Here is a 15775-nt window from a genome sequence, read left to right on the forward strand (position 1 = left end):
GCAGGCTCGCCCGGCCCCTGCTGCCCGCGTAGAATACGGGGTCATCCTACAGGGTCGCGCTGCTTGGATTTCGCCGACTTGCCCGCATTTTTCCAGGCACGACGCGCCGCAGTGGCCCGTAAACGTTCAAGGTGACACCGTGTCTACGCTATCCATCCTGGAATTCCCCGACCCGCGCCTGCGCACCGTCGCCGCCCCGGTCACCGTCTTCGACGACGAGCTGAAGCAGTTCGTCGCCGATATGTACGAAACCATGTACGCGGCTAACGGCGTCGGGCTGGCGGCCACCCAGGTGAACGTCCACAAGCGTGTCCTGGTGGCGGACATGAGCGACGACCGCGACCAGCCCATGGTGCTGGTCAATCCCGAGATCCTCGAGAAGGATGGCCAGCAGGTCTACCAGGAAGGCTGCCTGTCGTTTCCCGGAATCTATGCCGACGTCACCCGCGCCCTGCGCGTGAAGGTCCGCGCGCAGGATGCCTCCGGCGAAGAGATCGTCGTGGACGTGGAAGGGCCGTTGGCGGTCTGCATACAGCACGAGATGGATCACCTCGCCGGCAAGGTCTTCGTCGACTACCTCTCGCCGCTCAAGCGGGGCATGCTCCTGAAGCGGATGGACAAGCAGCGCAAGGCAAGCGCCTGAGCGCGCCGGCCCGCCCCCTGCGCGTCGTCTTCGCCGGGACACCCGATTTCGCCGTTCCCTGCCTCGAAGCCTGCCGCGCCGCGGGCGCCGAGGTCGTGGCGGTGTATACGCAACCCGACCGTCCGGCCGGACGCGGGCGCAAGCTGGCCGCCAGCCCGGTCAAGACCGCCGCCCTTGCGGCCGGGATTCCGGTGGAGCAACCCGAATCGTTCAAGGCGGAATCCGACCGCGATCGACTGGCGTCGTATGCGCCGGACCTCATGGTCGTGGTCGCTTACGGGCTTATCCTGCCGCGCAAGGTGCTTGCCATTCCGCGCCTCGGCTGCTGGAACGTGCATGCCTCGCTGCTGCCGCGCTGGCGCGGCGCGGCGCCGATCCAGCGGGCCATCCTCGCCGGCGACGAGGTCTCCGGCGTGGACCTCATGCAAATGGAGGCAGGCCTGGATACCGGCCCCGTGCTGGTCGAGCGGCGCACGGCGATCGAAGCGAACGACACCGGCGGCACCCTCCACGATCGTCTCTCCGCGCTCGGCGCGGATGCGCTCGCCGAAGGCCTGCGCCGGACCATGGCCGGTGAAACACTGACCCCGCGCATTCAGGCCGAAGGGGGCGTCGAATACGCCCACAAGCTCGACAAGGCCGAGGCGCGCCTGGATTTCCAGCTTGCCGCCATCGCGCTCGAGCGCAAGGTCCGCGCGTTCAATCCCTGGCCCGTCGCCGAGGCCGATGTCGCCGGCGAACGCCTGCGCATCTGGTCGGCTCGCGCGCTGGACGGCGTATCGTCCTCCGCCGAACCAGGCCAGGTGATCGCGGCGACCCGCGAGGGCATCGATATCGCCTGTGCCGAAGGCGTGCTGCGCCTCACCTCGATTCAACGTCCGGGCGGGCGTCCCATCGGCGCCGCCGACTACCTCAATGCCAGGCCGGAATTGAAGCAGGCCGTCTCGTGAGCCCGCCGATCTCGGTTCGCGCGCTGGCCGCCGACGCGCTGGCCGACATCGCCCTGTCGGGCCATTCGCTGCGCGACGTGGCGGACAAGGCCTTTCCCCGACTCCCCGATTCCCGCGACCGCGCCCTGTTGACCGCCCTGCTCAACGAGGGGGCGCGCTGGTGGACGCGTTTCGATGCCGCCATCGACAAGCTGCTGGACAAGCCGATCCGGCGCAACGAGCCCGTCGTCCACGCCCTGCTGGTGATCGGGCTGGTCCAGTTGGAAGTGCTCGAACTACCCGCCTACGCCGCGGTGGCCGCCACGGTCGAGGCCGTGCGCGAGCTGCGACGCCCGCGCCTGGCTGGCCTGGTCAATGCGGTGCTCCGGCGCTGGCAGCGCGAACGCGAAACGCTCAACGCCGCGCTGGACGCCACGCCGGCGACGCGCCATGGGCATCCGGCGTGGCTGGCAGCGGCCATTGCCCGCGACTGGCCCGAACAGACCGAATCGATCCTCGCCGCGGCCAACCGGGAGCCGCCGCTCATGCTTCGCGTCAACCGCAACCGCGCCACCCGCGAGGAAGTCGTCGGGCGCCTCGCGGGCGCCGGGCAGACGGCGGAACTCCATCCCTGGCTGGCCGACGGGCTCGTATTGCCCCACAGCACCGACGTCACCCGACTGCCCGGCTTCGACCAGGGCGACTTCGCGGTCCAGGACGGCGCCGCCCAGGTTCCTGCCGATCTCCTCGGCCTGGCCAACGGCCAGCGTGTGCTCGATGCCTGCGCCGCCCCGGGCGGCAAGGCCTGCCATGCGCTGGAGCGGGCCAATGTCCATCTGGTCGCCGTCGAATCCGAAGCCAAGCGGATCCCCCGGATACGCCAGAACCTGGAGCGCCTCGGCCTGCGGGCCACGGTGATCACCGGCGACGCCGGCGATGCGTCCGGCTGGTGGGACGGCAAGCCGTTCGACCGGATCATGATCGACGCGCCGTGCTCGGCCACCGGCGTGATCCGACGTCGGCCGGACGTGCGCCTGCACCGGCGCGAAGCGGATATTCCCGCGCTGGTCGCCCAGCAGGCGCGGATTCTGGCCGCCTGCTGGGATCTCCTCGTCCCGGGCGGCAGCCTGCTCTACGTGACCTGCTCGATCCTGAGAAGCGAGAACGACGGCGTCGTGGCGGCGTTCATGACCGGCAGGTCCGACATCGTCGCCACCCCGCTCGCGCTGCCCGTCGGGCAACCGACCGCCTGCGGCTGGCAGGTTCTTCCGGGCGACGGCGACCTCGATGGCATGTATTACGCCCTGCTCCGCAAGCGCTGAGATCACCTGAACCAAAAGCAGGCACGCGCCCGCTAGACCTCGCTCACAGCGTCCGGACGGTTGCAGCGGTGATGTAACATCGCGGGCAATTCGCGTGCCCATGCGAACCCGCACCGCAGCCTGGCATGCCATGGCCGCGGCGTCCCTGACGGGCGCTTATGGAAGTTATGCATGACCGCAGCCATCCCGGCCGCTGATCCAACACGCTCCTGGCGAGCGCTTCTCCTGAGTGCGCTCGTCGCGATCATACCGATCGCCGTGTCCGTTCCCTGGAAGGTCAAGGCCCTGCCGATCCTGGTGCTGGTGATCACCGGCATCGTCATGCTCATCACGCGCGCGGAAACCCGCCTGCGCTACCGGGTCGCCTGGACGATCGTGGCGATCTGCCTGCTGCGCTTCGCCTATGCCGTGTTCAATATCGCCTTTCATCGGCTGGGCTGGAACGAACTCGACCTGCCCGCGCAGACCCTCGTATTCCTCCTCACCGCGGCGGCGTTTACCGGGCGACTGCATTGGCGTGGCATCTGGACCGCGTTCGCGGTAACCACCCTCGTGCTGGGCGGCTCCTGCATCGTCCAGCGCTACGTCATGGGGGTGGATCGGGCCTATGGCATCAACGGCGGCACCTGGAGCGCTATCGAGTTCACCATGGTCACGCTGTGCATGACCCTGTTCTCGATCATCCGGCTGATCCAGCCGGGCATCGCCCTGGGCGAGCGCTGGCTGCACGGCGTGGCTGTCGCCGTGGGCGCCTATGGTGCGATCCTGACCCACAGCCGCGGCCCCATGCTGGCCTTCATACCGGCCCTGCTCATCGTCATCGCGGTGCACGTGCGTCGTACGCGTCGATGGCGTGGCGCGCTGGCCTTCGTGGCCGTGCTGGCCGTGGGCGTGGCAACCGCCACGACGGCGCTGGACCGCGAAGTGGTCCGGCGCTTCAGCGAGGTCAGCGGCGAGATGTCCACGTTCAGCAAGGACAATTCGGTGGGGCCGGTGCGCGAGCGCATGGCGATGTGGGAATCCGCCTGGACCGCCTTCCGCGAGCATCCCCTCGCCGGCGTGGGCGTGGACCAATTCGGCACGTATACGCGCGCCAGGATCGCGAGCGGCGAGGCGAACGAGGTCATCGCCAAGTACGACCATCCCCACAACGAATACCTCGAGGCGGCGGCGACCGGCGGCGTGCCCGCGCTGCTGATCGTGCTGCTGCTGTTCGCCTTGCCGGCAATGCACTTCATCCGCCGCCTCGGCGATCGCGACGAATGGGTGGCCACGCTGGCCACGGCCGGACTGGCGGTAATCACCATGTACGCGCTCTCGGCCATGACCGACAACGTGTTCTACCGCGCCATGCCGCATTCGTTCTTCCTGTTCCTCGTGCTCGGCTTCGTGATGGCCACGGCACTGCCGCTGGGGACACGGCGCAGCACGCGCGTGGGCACCTGACCTTGCGTATCCACCTGCTCGCCTGGGACAACCAGCGCGGTCTCTCCCACGATATCCGCGTGGTCGAGGACGCCCTTCGCGCACTCGGGCACGAGGTCACGGTCTCCCGGCTCGGATCGCGCCGTCACGACGGCAAGTGGAGACTGCGCGGCATGCGTTTACGCATGCTGCTGGGCGCGCCCCGTTTCGATATCAACCTGTCGCTGGAACATGTGCGCCCGGCGAGTTTCGGCCTGGCGCGGCGCAACCTGCTCATGCCCAACCCGGAGTGGGTGTCGGCGCGGGCCCAGCGCTATCTGGGGCGTTACGACGCCTTGCTGACCAAGACGCACGAGGCGACGCGGATCTTCACCGACCTTGGCCTGCGCGCGCTGGACGTCGGCTTTCGCAGCCGCGACCGCTTCGACGCGAGCGTGCCACGCGACCCGAAGGGCTTTCTTCATGCCGCGGGCTCGAGCCAGCTGAAGGGCACGACCCGCCTGATCGAGGTATGGAAGCGCCACCCCGAGTGGCCGCTGCTCACCGTGCTTCGCGGTGGCCCCACGGCGGAAGACGAAGGCGGCGCGACCAATCTGCGCATCGTGCGGGAACACCTCCCGGATGCCGATGTCCGCCGGCTGCAGAACAGCTGCGCGTTTCACCTGTGCCTGTCGCAGACGGAAGGCTGGGGGCACTACCTGGTCGAGGCGATGAGCTGCGCCGCCGTCGTGCTGGCCTGCGATGGCGCCCCGATGAACCAGATGATCGACGCCAGTCGAGGCCTGCCCGTCCGCGCGACGGCGGGCGAGGCGTTCCACCTGGCAGGTACGTGGCAGTTCGACGAGCGTGCCCTGGAGCAGGCCGTGGAACGCGCCATCGCCATGTCCGCGGCGGAGCGCGAAACACTCGGCGACAACGCGCGTCGCTGGTACCTCGACAACGAGGCCGCCTTTACGCCACGGCTGGGGGCGGCGCTGGACGCCTTACGCTGAAGCGGGGCGAACGTCGGGCGGTGGCGTAACGAACTCGGCCAGGTGCCGGTCGACGCCGAGCTCGCAGCGCACCAGGCCCCGTTTCCGCGTTTCGTCGAGGATGCGGTCGTTCGGGTTGTCGACGATGTTCTTGCGCGTACGGTGGTACAGATGCGTGGCGAGCGCGCTGAAACGCAGGTCGCGCCGCAGCAGCCCGGCGTGAAACGCCCGCGTGACCAGTTCGGTGTCCTCGCGACCCCACCCCGTCATGCCCTCGTTGAAGCCGTTCAGGGCGAGCAGGTCCTCACGCCAGAACCCCATGTTGCAACTCTTGATGCCGCGGGTCTTCTGGCCCGGCTTCGCATACCAGCGCGCCAACGCGGGGATGCGCAGGGTGTGGCGGCGCCGCTCGATGCCCGGCGTAAAGAACGTGGCGCGAACGGACCCGTCGGCGAGCATGCGGCGAGTGAGGGCTTCGTCGCTGAGCACACGCGAGCCCTGCACGTAGCAACCGCGCGTGGCGAAGGCTTCGTGGTCGGCGACGAAGTGCGGCTCGGCCACCATGTCGCCGTCCAGGATGATGACGTAATCGCCCGTCGCCGCGGCGATGGCCCGGTTGCGCGCGCGGCTCATCCGCGCACCGTCGTCGGGCTGCCAGAGGTGAACCAGGCGCACGGGAAACGTGGCCGCCACACGCTCGATCACGCGGCGGGTCTCCTCGGTCGAGCCATCGTCGGTGACGATGACCTCGTCGGGCAGGCGGGTCTGCCGCGCCAGCGACTCGAGCACGCGCTCGAGGGCGGCGGGCCAGTTGTAGGTGATGATGGCGACGGTAATACGCATGGAGGCGAAGGATAACGGGAACGGCTCAACCTTGCCGGTCCGGGGCCGCGGGCGATTCGGTTAGACTTTGCCGATGGCGAGCCTCCCCCTGACCCTTGTAGTGATCACCTATAACGAGGCGCATACGATCGCCCGCTGCCTGGACAGCGTGCCGTTTGCGACCGAGAAGCTGGTGATCGACAGCGGCAGCACCGACGACACGGTGGCGATCGCGCAGGCGCATGGCGCACGCGTGGTTCACCAGGACTGGCTGGGCTTCGGCCCCCAGCGCAACTTCGCCACCACCCAGGCAAGCCACGCATGGTTGCTCGCCCTGGATGCCGACGAGTTCCTCTCGCCCGAGCTGGCGGTCGAACTGGAAGCGGCGCTGGCGTCGATACAGGCCAGCGGCGATGCCGCCGTCTTCCTGCGCCGGCGAACGATCTACATGGGTGCGCCGATGCGATGGTACCGGCCCGCGGTAGGCGAAAAGATGGCCCGCTTGTGGCACCGCGACCGCGCGCGCTGGACCGACGCCCGCGTGCACGAATCGCTGCGTTTCGACGGTGCGTCGCGCACGCTGCGCGCGCCGTTCGACCACGTGAACAACCCCAGCCTGGTCGAGAAACAGCTGAAAGTGCTGCGCTACTCCGAGCTGAAGTGCCGCGACTGGTACGACAAGGGCAAGTCGCCGCGCATGTGGCAGACCCCGTTCGTTTTCCTGCTCGCCTTCATCAAGGATTACGTGTTCCGCCTCGCCATGCTGGATGGCTGGCGGGGCTTCATCATCGCCCAGACGGCCGCCAGTTACGCGGTGTACAAGCGCATGCGCTATTACGAAATGCGGCACAACCCCGCCTCGCGTGGGTCCGCCGCCACGGCCCTGCAGCGTCACGGCCTCGACCGTGGCTCGGAAACCCCCACATGAAGAAGCACTACCTCCTCTACGGCTCGGAGCGCTATGCGCTGGCCATCCTGCGCCCCTTGCAGGAGGCGATCCGCGCGCGCGGCGACGAGGCGGCGTGGTTCTTCGACGGCCCCGGTGGCGAAGACCTCGTGGCCGGCGAGACATGGCTGCGGACGACCGAGGAAGTGCGCCGGTTCAACCCGATCGCGGTGGTCACCTCGAGCAACGCCGTGCCGCATTTCTTCCCCGGCGTGAAGGTCGAGACCTTTCACGGGTTCAATGCCGGCAAGCCGCGGCACATCTATATCCGTGGCTTCTTCGACCTCTACTGCACCACCGGCCCCAAGGACACCCGGGCCTTCGGCGACATCGCGGCGACCATGGGCCATTTCGCGGTGAAGGAAACCGGCTGGCCGAAGCTCGATCCCTTCATGGGCGAGATGGGCGCCAGGCCGGTGCCGCCGGTGCGCCAGCCGCCGGTGATCCTGTATCACTCCACGTTCTCGCCGTCATGGAGCGCTGCGGAAATCCTTTACGACAAGGTCCGCGAGCTGTCGCGCGACGGCCGCTACCGCTTCATCGTCACCTTCCACCCGAAGATGAATCCGGAGACGACGGCCAAGTACCGTGCCCTGGCGAACGAGAACCTGCGCTTTGCCGACGACGACAACATCCTCGACCTGTTCGGCCAGGTCGACATGATGTGCTCGGATACCTCGTCCGCGCTGAGCGAGTTCCTGCTCACCGGCAAGCCCGTAGTGACCTTCAAGAACCGCGCGCCAGGTCCGCAGCTGATCGATATCGACGATCCGGAACAGTTCGAGCCGGCGATCGAGCGCGCGCTCGCCCGTTCGCCGGAACTGATGAAGGCGATCGACGACTTCGGAACCAGCATCCATCCCTACCGGGACGGCAAGTCCAGTGAGCGGGTGCTCGACGCGATCGACCGGTTCATTGCCGAGGGCGGGCGTAACCGCCGCCGTAAGCCGCTCAATCTGTGGCGCAAACTGAAGATCCGGCGGCGCATCGGCTATTGGGGCCCCGCCTGACCGGCGTGGGCGTCTACGTCGCGGCGACGAAGGGGGCGGTAGGAGTGCAGTCAGCCATTCGACCGGTCGTACGTTTAGAATTCATGATCCTTTAACGGTGACGACGCCCTTGCCCAATAGCGCCTATATCCGCTCGGAACACCTTCGCGCCCTCTGGCCCTGGCTGCCGCTGTGGTCGGCGATGGCCCTGCTCGCCATCTTCTCGCACGGTCCCATGCCGATGTTTTCCACACGCACGCTGGCCGTGGCGTGGGAAATGTGGGCGCATGGCCACTGGCTGGTACCGCATATCAATGGCGAACCCTACAGCGAGAAGGTGCCCCTGCTGTTCTGGATGATCCATGCCGGTTGGGCCGTGTTCGGCGTCAACGACGTCTGGCCGCGTGTGCTCGAGGTGATCTTCGGCGGCGCCCAGCTGGTGCTGGCGTCCGTGCTCGCCAGCCGACTGTTCCCCACGCGTCCGTGGGTGGCCAAGGCCACGCCGTGGCTGCTGATGGCCTTCGCCTACGCCTTCCTGTTCGGCCTGCAGATCATGTACGAGGTGCTCCTCGTCGTCTGGGTGCTGGCCGCGCTGCTCTGCCTCACGCCAACGACCACGCGCGCCGAGCCGCGCTGGTGGCTGTTCGGCCTGATGATCGGCCTTGGCCTGCTGACCAAGGGGCCGGTGATGGCGGTGCACGTCCTCTTCCCGTTCCTGCTCGGCCCCCTGTGGAACCCCTGGGCCCGAGAAAACCGCGCACGCTGGTACGGCTTCGGGCTGCTCGGCCTGCTGCTTGGCTTCGCCATTTTGCTGGCCTGGGCGATTCCCGCCGGCGAGGCGGGAGGTGAGGCTTATCGCCAGCGCCTGTTCTTTACGCAAACCGCCGGACGCGTGGTCGACCGACAGACGCACGACCTGCAGAACCACGCCCGACCCGCCTGGTACTACCTGATCTTCCTGCCGGTGATCGTGTTCCCGCTGAGCGGCTGGCTGCGCGGCATCGTCGCGGTGCCGATGACGCTGTTCCGGCGGCCGTGGCCGGCGGGCACCGGCGCGACGCTGATCGTCGCCGGCGCCGCCCTGGCCCTGCTGCTCGTCTCGGCCGCTGGCGCCCATTTCAACGCGCATGTGGACCAGCTCCTGCTGGTCCTGGTACTCGTGCCGCTGTTCGTGGCGCTGGTGCGCCAACCGCTGGAGCCGGGCCTGACGTTCCTCGTCGCCTGGCTGCTGCCGGCCCTGCTCACCTTCTCGCTGATCAGCGGCAAGCAGCTCTACTACGTGCTGCCGGAGCTGGCTGGCGTGACCATGCTGGTAGCGGCCGCCGTCGCCGACCTGCGCGAGCGGCACAAGGGCCTGGCCGCGAACTACGCCCTGGGCACCTGGCCGCTCTCGTTGGGCGCCTTCCTGCTGGCCATCGTGCTGTTCGCCATGCCTTCGGTGGTACCGACGCGTTTCCCCGACAACATCTGGCTCACGGGGATGGCGCCTTTCTCGCGCTTCTTCGGCGTGATCTTCGTCGTCCTCGGCGCCCTGCTCCTGCTGCGCGGCCGGGGTGAAATGCGCCGCCTGGCGTTTGCCGGACTTATCGGCACGGCGGCACTCAATGCGCTGTTCACGCTGGGCCTGTGGTATCGCTACGACCTCACCCCGGCTTCGACCTTCCTGGGCCAGGCGGATGCGGCCGGCCACCCGATCGCCAACCTGGGCAACGAATACAACGGCCAGTACCACTTCGCCGGACGCTTGATGCATCCGATCGCCCGCCTCAACGAACTGCCGGGCGCCGCCCCGCAGGCCGACGAGGACGACGACAGCGGCGCGATCCACGACGGCGACAGCCTGGACGATTTCGCCAAACGCCACCCCGACGGCCTGGTGGTCTCCTACGCCAAGCATCCGCCGGCCAACGCCTTCCGCTTCGCACGGCTTATCCAGCCTTCGCGCACCAGTTGGATGATGATCTGGGACGCCACCACGCTCAACGCGCTGCACAATGACCGCCTGCCGCCGGAGCCAAAGCAGCCGACCCTGCTCTATCCGCAGGATTACTGGCGCACGCGGACGGCGGTGCGATGACCGATCCCCTCGTCGAACGTCTTCGCGCGCAGATCGGTGGCGTTCGCGATGGGGCCTTGTTGAGGTTTTCGATCGGCAACGCCCATCTGGGCGACGGCAGTTATGCCGATGCAGCTAGCGCCTTCCGCGAAGCGCTCGGCTTCGATCCCGCCTATTCCGCGGCGTGGAAACTGCTGGGCAAGGCGCTGCTTGCCATGGACGACGAAGCCGGCGCCGCCGAGGCGTGGCGCCAGGGTATCGCCACCGCGACCGGTCGCGGCGACAAGCAGGCCGCGAAGGAAATGACCGTCTTCCTCAATCGCCTTTCGCGGAACGGTTGATCCAGTAAGGATTGCGGCCCGATGCGTTGAAACGCTTGTAGTGCCACTGGTACTGCGTGAACGCGCGCTCCACGCACTGTTCGACACCGCGATTGAGCGCGGTGCAGGCAACGTCGAGATCGGTGCTGTCGATGCCCTCCGGGGCGGGCAGGACGTGGATGCGAAAGCCCGCCCCCGCCGGCAGGCGCTCGGCAAAGCTGAAAAGCACCGTCGCCCCCGTGCGTGCCGCCAGTCGCGGCAGGAGCACCATGGTCAGCGCCTCCTCACCGAAGAAGGGCGCGAACACGCCCTCGCCTTCGCGAGGCCGCTGGTCGGGAAGGATGCCGACGGTACCGCCTGCACCGAGGCGCTTGAACAGCGTACGCACCCCGGCACCCTCGGCCCGCACCTGCTCGGGCGCCAGCTTGCCGCGTACCTTGCGCAGCAGGCCCTCGATGGCCTGGATGCGCGGCGGCCGGTACAGGATCGCCATCGGGGTCTTGCTGCACAGCCAGTAGTTGAGCAGTTCCCAGCAGCCGAGATGGGGCGCGGCGACGATCACGCCCTTGCCGGAGGCCAGCGCCGCCTCGAACAAGTCGCCACCGATCACCTCGCGCACGAGCCCGAGCGAACGGTCGGCGCCGGCGCCCCAGATCGCAGCCACCTCGGTGACCGACTTCCCGGCCTCCTCCATGGTCTTGCGCAGGAGCTCGGCCCGCTCGGCGTCGGTGAGTTCGGGGCGTGTCAGGCGCAGGTTCACGGCGGTGACGTGCGTACTGTGCGAGTGGGCACGCAACGCGCGCCGCCCCATCCAGGCCCCGACCGCATGGACGGTCCGCAGCGAAAACAGGCTCACCAGCCGGAGCAGGAGATAGAGGAGGTAGATATCGGGACGCATCCGAGGAAGTGTACCGCCGCATGCCGGCCTCCTTTAAGCTTGGCCGCCATCCGCCGTTAGCCTTTCCATGATTGCAGTGATCCAGCGCGTGGAGTCCGCACGTGTCGATGTCGAGGGAGAGACCGTGGGCGCCATCGGCGCCGGCCTGCTCGCGCTTGTCGCGGTCGAGCCGGGCGACGGCGAAGCCCAGTGCGTCCGCATGCTGGAGCGCCTGCGCGGCTACCGCGTGTTCTCCGATGCCGAGGGAAAAATGAACCTCAGCCTCGCCGAGACCGGCGGCGGGCTGCTCCTGGTCAGCCAGTTCACCCTGGCCGCCGATACCCGCAAGGGCATGCGCCCCAGCTTCACCACGGCCGCCGCGCCAGCCGAAGCGAGCCTCTGGTTCGACCGTCTGGTCGCCCTGGCCCGCGCCGCGCATGCCCCGGGGGTGGAAACCGGGCGCTTCGGTGCCCATATGAAGGTACATCTCATCAACGATGGCCCGGTCACCTTCCGTCTGGAGGTGCGCTGAGGCGTCCTTACGGGGTCCCATGGCCCTTTCCTTCTCATCGCGACGCGCGACGCCCGGCCGGAAACGGCCATCTGGCGCGATTCTTGCGTCCCCTCGATGAGCCCGATCCACTTGAAAACTGGTCAAAAAATCATCAAATGACTATACTGATCGGTTCCTGTAACCCGCGGCGGTCGGCATGACTAATAAAGCTCACGAGCAGCAGTCTGAAATCAAACAGCTCATCTCCAAGGGTTTGGAGCAGGGCTACCTGACCTACGCGGAAATCAACGATCACCTGCCCGACGACATCGTCGATCCGGAGCAGATCGAAGACATCATGGCGGTGCTCAAGGGCGTCGGCATCGAGGTGCATGACTCCGCACCGGATACCGACACCATCTCCGACGGCGCTGCCCCCGGTTCCAGCACGGATGACGAATCCGCCGCCGAGGAAGCCGTGGCCCTGCTGTCGGCCGTCGATGCCGAAGTCGGCCGTACGACCGATCCCGTGCGCATGTACATGCGCGAGATGGGTACCGTCGAGCTGCTGACCCGCGAAGGCGAAATCGCCATCGCCAAGCGCATCGAGGAAGGCCTCAACCAGGTCCAGACCGCGCTGGCCAGCTTCCCCCTGACCATCCAGCTGCTGCTCGAGGAATACGACCAGCACGTGGAAGGCAAGCGCCGCCTGAGCGAGATCCTGGCTGGCTTCACCGACCTCGAGGAAGCCGCGGACGCCGCCAAGGCTGAAGCCGCCGAGGCCGCCGAAGCCGCTGCCGCCGAGGCCGGCGACGACGACGAGGAAGAAGTCGAAGGCGCCGCCGTGGTCGAGGAAGAGGAAGCCGGTCCGACCGGTCCCGATCCGGAAGAAGTGAAGCGCCGCATGGAAGAATTGCGTTCGCTCCACGGCAAGTTCCAGAAGACCGCGCCCAAGGCCGAGATCAACGACAAGAAGCTCGCCAAGGTCCGCGAGCAGATGTCGGAGGCCTTCCTCAACCTGAAGCTGCCGTCGGCCCTGATCGACAGCTTCGTGCGCAAGCTGCGCGAAGTGGTGAACGACATCCGTCACCACGAGCGCGTGCTCATGGACATCTTCGTCAAGCAGGTGAAGATGCCGCGCGCGGAGTTCCTCAAGAGCTTCCCGTCGAACGAAGGCAACCTCGAGTGGGCCGCCGAACTGGGCCGCAAGCGCCAGAAGTGGTCGCCGAACATCAAGAACTACCGCGAGGCGATCGACGCGGAACAGGAGAAGCTCGCCGCTATCGAGCGCACCCTGTACCTGCCGCTGACCGACATCAAGGAAATCAATCGCGCCATGTCCGTCGGCGAGGCGAAAGCCCGCCGCGCCAAGAAGGAAATGGTCGAGGCCAACCTGCGCCTGGTCATCTCCATCGCGAAGAAGTACACCAACCGCGGCCTGCAGTTCCTCGACCTCATCCAGGAAGGCAACATCGGCCTGATGAAGGCCGTGGACAAGTTCGAATACCGCCGCGGTTACAAGTTCTCGACGTACGCGACGTGGTGGATCCGCCAGGCCATCACCCGCTCGATCGCCGATCAGGCCCGCACCATCCGTATCCCGGTGCACATGATCGAAACGATCAACAAGCTCAACCGCATCTCCCGCCAGATGCTCCAGCAGTTCGGCCGCGAGCCGACGCCGGAAGAACTGGCCAAGGAAATGGAGATGCCGGAAGACAAGATCCGCAAGGTCCTGAAGATCGCGAAGGAACCGATCTCCATGGAAACCCCGATCGGCGACGACGAAGATTCGCATCTGGGCGACTTCATCGAAGACACCAACGCCAGCTCGCCCGTCGAGTCGGCGACCGAAACCGGTCTCATGGAAACCGTGCGCGACGTGCTCGCCGGCCTTACCCCGCGTGAAGCCAAGGTCCTGCGCATGCGCTTCGGCATCGACATGAACACGGATCACACGCTGGAAGAAGTCGGCAAGCAGTTCGACGTCACCCGCGAGCGTATTCGTCAGATCGAAGCGAAGGCACTTCGCAAGCTGCGTCACCCGAGCCGTTCGGAAACGCTGCGCTCGTTCCTCGATATCGATTGATCGGTAGCGACAGACGGTAAGGCGAGAACGCCCGCGCAAGCGGGCGTTTTCTTTTCTGCCACGCACGTGTTCAGTTTTTTGCGCTGTTCGCGTTACGTGAACACGCGACTTCACTGAACATGTCGACGCGGCCGAATTTATTCCTTGCGCGACTTCAAGGCACTCTCTGCCCGCGCAACCGCATCGCGAGTGACTACGCCGGCCCGCAGACCCATTGGACGCAGTAACTTGGCTACGGTTTCCAGCGTGGGACTCTTGATACCGCGCTCGATGTCCTGCAGCCCGCGCGCCGACACGCCACACAGCTTCGCGTACTCGGCCATGGTGAGGCGAAGGGTGGTGCGAACGAGGCGAATCACCTCCGGTACCGAACGCCCTGGGTTGGCTTCGATGTCATCCAGCAAGGCGCGCCGTACGGCGAGCTCTTCCGCCATGGTCAGCGGCTTGAATCGCTTGTCCACGATCAGAGCGCCTCGAGCTGGACGACGATGTCTTCGATGGTCGGTCGCTGCATGTCCATGATTTCCACGTCGACGCCGATATCGATGGCACGGTCGCGCAAGGTCCTCAACGGTTCCACCATATCTACCAGCGCGCGCCTCATGGCAGCCTCCTCTACACCCGTCGCATCCACCGTCTGCTGGATGACGCTTGCCCAGCGCGGTGCGCCATCATCCGAGGATGCGGCGACGAACAAACCATGCCTGGCAAGGTGCTCGGTGAATTCACCGTTCCGCCCGACAACCTCGTCCTCGGTGAACCCTCGGCGATCGTTCGCCGCATGATCCATCAGTCGCTCGGCGGCCTCTCGCACGCGGATGTTGCCGATCGGATTGGCCGCACCGGCAAGCAGTAGCCGCCAGTCGGCCGACGCAGCGGCGGTTTCCGGCATACCGAGTCGTCGCAACAGTTCCTGCCGACCGAATCCTTGCGGCAGCAGGTCGGTAAGAAAGGGCGGCCAGCTCGCACCGCGTGTCGACTCGAGCGACACCGGGAGGTTGACGCTCAGGGCCGCTGCATCGTTTCGGCTTTCGTGGTCCACGGCGTAGGCGAGTCCGTAGGCCAGATCGGTACCGACCTCCCACCCTCCCTCAGCCGGGCCAAGAAGGCGAACGGAAGCGGCGTCTCTCCAGACTCCCCCCACGTAGAGCTCAAGATTTGCGATATCAGGCATATACACACTGTTGTATCACAATAGGCAAACGATCTGGCTATATTTAAGCTACTTTAGTGCCTGTTTATCTTCAAACCATCAGGCCGACTCGCCAGGCGTTCATGCCGCCCTGCGGCGCCCCCGATTTCCCGCGGAGCTTTGCGCTATTGAGCGTCTCGCCGACGAGGCGCACGGGACGATGGTGATGAGGCACAGGTCGGAGATGCACAGGGTGATGCACGACAACCACACAGCGGGGCTGCGCCATCGACGGTGCCGGAAGCGCCAGCGCGGAAACGGCCAGCGCAACCGAAACATGAGCTTCGTTATGGAACCTCATTGCTTGTGGAGACTCGCCAAACATGGACGAGGCACGCTGACCTTTCGACTTCGAACTGCGGATCGATCACGTAGCCTTGTCCCTTCATGTGGGCCTCCGCCCATCGTCGAATGCGAATGCATTGGTTACACTTGGCGCCGCGCGCGGGCCTATAGCTCAATGGTTAGAGCAGAGGACTCATAATCCTTTGGTTCCAGGTTCGAGTCCTGGTGGGCCCACCAATTCTATTTCTTTAAAGGAACAGGTTGAACGTCTTCAGACGTTTCTCACCTGATTTGTAAGGGCTTTATATTCCACAAAGGTCCCTTGGATAGCGTGCACAGCGCCTATCAAAGCGGGATACGCAAAGGCATACGGATCGGTATCATTGGGATACCAATCAGGAGCCAGCATGCCCGCA

General features: G+C 66.3%; 15 protein-coding genes and 1 tRNA gene. 12 read left to right on the forward strand and 4 right to left on the reverse strand.

Annotated elements, in window-relative coordinates; genetic code table 11:
- Positions 1-139 precede the first annotated feature (139 nt).
- From def to VM621_RS16375, 5 genes are all read left to right on the forward strand, one after another.
- Entirely contained in the window at positions 140-643 is a 504-nt protein-coding gene (gene def, locus VM621_RS16355; RefSeq protein ID WP_325470022.1) for a peptide deformylase, read from the forward strand.
- 17 nt (positions 644-660) lie between these two features.
- Positions 661-1593, forward strand: a complete 933-nt coding sequence (gene fmt / locus VM621_RS16360; protein ID WP_325470125.1) for a methionyl-tRNA formyltransferase — start codon at positions 661-663, stop codon at positions 1591-1593.
- Positions 1590-2894 carry a 16S rRNA (cytosine(967)-C(5))-methyltransferase RsmB gene (rsmB, locus tag VM621_RS16365; RefSeq protein WP_325470023.1) on the forward strand — a complete coding sequence of 435 codons (1305 nt, stop codon included), beginning with the start codon at positions 1590-1592 and terminating at the stop codon, positions 2892-2894. The genes fmt and rsmB overlap by 4 nt, the downstream gene beginning before the upstream one ends.
- A gap of 171 nt (positions 2895-3065) precedes the next feature.
- Entirely contained in the window at positions 3066-4340 is a 1275-nt protein-coding gene (locus VM621_RS16370) for an O-antigen ligase family protein (protein ID WP_325470024.1), read from the forward strand.
- A gap of 2 nt (positions 4341-4342) precedes the next feature.
- Positions 4343-5311: a glycosyltransferase gene (locus VM621_RS16375; protein ID WP_325470025.1), complete on the forward strand. Its 969-nt coding sequence runs from the start codon at positions 4343-4345 to the stop codon at positions 5309-5311.
- Here the strand turns inward: VM621_RS16375 and VM621_RS16380 are convergent.
- Positions 5303-6133: a glycosyltransferase family 2 protein gene (locus VM621_RS16380; RefSeq protein ID WP_325470026.1), complete on the reverse strand. Its 831-nt coding sequence runs from the start codon at positions 6131-6133 to the stop codon at positions 5303-5305. The two genes, VM621_RS16375 and VM621_RS16380, sit on opposite strands and share 9 nt — an antisense overlap.
- Positions 6134-6206: 73 nt before the next feature.
- Here VM621_RS16380 and VM621_RS16385 point away from each other — a divergent pair, with 73 nt between their 5' ends.
- From VM621_RS16385 to VM621_RS16400, 4 genes are all read left to right on the forward strand, one after another.
- Positions 6207-7040, forward strand: coding sequence for a glycosyltransferase family 2 protein (locus VM621_RS16385; RefSeq protein ID WP_325470027.1), 834 nt, complete (start codon positions 6207-6209; stop codon positions 7038-7040).
- On the forward strand, positions 7037-8068 hold the full coding sequence (locus VM621_RS16390; protein WP_325470028.1) for a CDP-glycerol glycerophosphotransferase family protein: 1032 nt from the start codon (positions 7037-7039) through the stop codon (positions 8066-8068). The genes VM621_RS16385 and VM621_RS16390 overlap by 4 nt, the downstream gene beginning before the upstream one ends.
- Before the next feature lie 109 nt (positions 8069-8177).
- A complete protein-coding gene (locus VM621_RS16395; protein WP_325470126.1) occupies positions 8178-10124 on the forward strand; it encodes an ArnT family glycosyltransferase in 1947 nt (648 codons plus the stop codon).
- A complete protein-coding gene (locus tag VM621_RS16400; RefSeq protein ID WP_325470029.1) occupies positions 10121-10444 on the forward strand; it encodes a tetratricopeptide repeat protein in 324 nt (107 codons plus the stop codon). The genes VM621_RS16395 and VM621_RS16400 overlap by 4 nt, the downstream gene beginning before the upstream one ends.
- Here VM621_RS16400 and VM621_RS16405 read toward each other — a convergent pair.
- Positions 10419-11321, reverse strand: a complete 903-nt coding sequence (locus VM621_RS16405; protein WP_325470030.1) for a lipid A biosynthesis acyltransferase — start codon at positions 11319-11321, stop codon at positions 10419-10421. The two genes, VM621_RS16400 and VM621_RS16405, sit on opposite strands and share 26 nt — an antisense overlap.
- A gap of 67 nt (positions 11322-11388) precedes the next feature.
- Here VM621_RS16405 and dtd point away from each other — a divergent pair, with 67 nt between their 5' ends.
- Complete coding sequence (gene dtd, locus VM621_RS16410) at positions 11389-11832, forward strand: D-aminoacyl-tRNA deacylase (protein WP_325470031.1); 444 nt, start codon at positions 11389-11391, stop codon at positions 11830-11832.
- Positions 11833-12010: 178 nt separating this feature from the next.
- Entirely contained in the window at positions 12011-13882 is a 1872-nt protein-coding gene (gene rpoD / locus VM621_RS16415; RefSeq protein WP_325470032.1) for an RNA polymerase sigma factor RpoD, read from the forward strand.
- Positions 13883-14019: 137 nt separating this feature from the next.
- Here rpoD and VM621_RS16420 read toward each other — a convergent pair whose 3' ends face one another.
- Both VM621_RS16420 and VM621_RS16425 read right to left on the reverse strand, forming a co-directional pair.
- Complete coding sequence (locus VM621_RS16420) at positions 14020-14343, reverse strand: helix-turn-helix transcriptional regulator (RefSeq protein WP_325470033.1); 324 nt, start codon at positions 14341-14343, stop codon at positions 14020-14022.
- A gap of 2 nt (positions 14344-14345) precedes the next feature.
- On the reverse strand, positions 14346-15056 hold the full coding sequence (locus tag VM621_RS16425; RefSeq protein WP_325470034.1) for a HipA N-terminal domain-containing protein: 711 nt from the start codon (positions 15054-15056) through the stop codon (positions 14346-14348).
- Positions 15057-15520: 464 nt separating this feature from the next.
- Here VM621_RS16425 and VM621_RS16430 point away from each other — a divergent pair.
- Positions 15521-15596, forward strand: a tRNA-Ile gene (locus tag VM621_RS16430).
- Positions 15597-15775 lie beyond the last annotated feature (179 nt).

It is taken from the genome of Luteibacter sp. (assembly GCF_035539195.1).
Taxonomy (GTDB): Bacteria; Pseudomonadota; Gammaproteobacteria; order Xanthomonadales; family Rhodanobacteraceae; genus Luteibacter.

Excerpts from the sequence above, each read along its gene's own strand:
- VM621_RS16370 (WP_325470024.1), top strand. The coding sequence starts at position 3,066 with ATGACCGCAGCCATCCCGGCCGCTGATCCAACACGCTCCTGGCGAGCG.
- VM621_RS16380 (WP_325470026.1), bottom strand. The coding sequence starts at position 6,133 with ATGCGTATTACCGTCGCCATCATCACCTACAACTGGCCCGCCGCCCTC.
- VM621_RS16385 (WP_325470027.1), top strand. The coding sequence starts at position 6,207 with ATGGCGAGCCTCCCCCTGACCCTTGTAGTGATCACCTATAACGAGGCG.
- VM621_RS16390 (WP_325470028.1), top strand. The coding sequence starts at position 7,037 with ATGAAGAAGCACTACCTCCTCTACGGCTCGGAGCGCTATGCGCTGGCC.
- VM621_RS16400 (WP_325470029.1), top strand. The coding sequence starts at position 10,121 with ATGACCGATCCCCTCGTCGAACGTCTTCGCGCGCAGATCGGTGGCGTT.
- VM621_RS16405 (WP_325470030.1), bottom strand. The coding sequence starts at position 11,321 with ATGCGTCCCGATATCTACCTCCTCTATCTCCTGCTCCGGCTGGTGAGC.
- dtd (WP_325470031.1), top strand. The coding sequence starts at position 11,389 with ATGATTGCAGTGATCCAGCGCGTGGAGTCCGCACGTGTCGATGTCGAG.
- rpoD (WP_325470032.1), top strand. The coding sequence starts at position 12,011 with ATGACTAATAAAGCTCACGAGCAGCAGTCTGAAATCAAACAGCTCATC.
- VM621_RS16425 (WP_325470034.1), bottom strand. The coding sequence starts at position 15,056 with ATGCCTGATATCGCAAATCTTGAGCTCTACGTGGGGGGAGTCTGGAGA.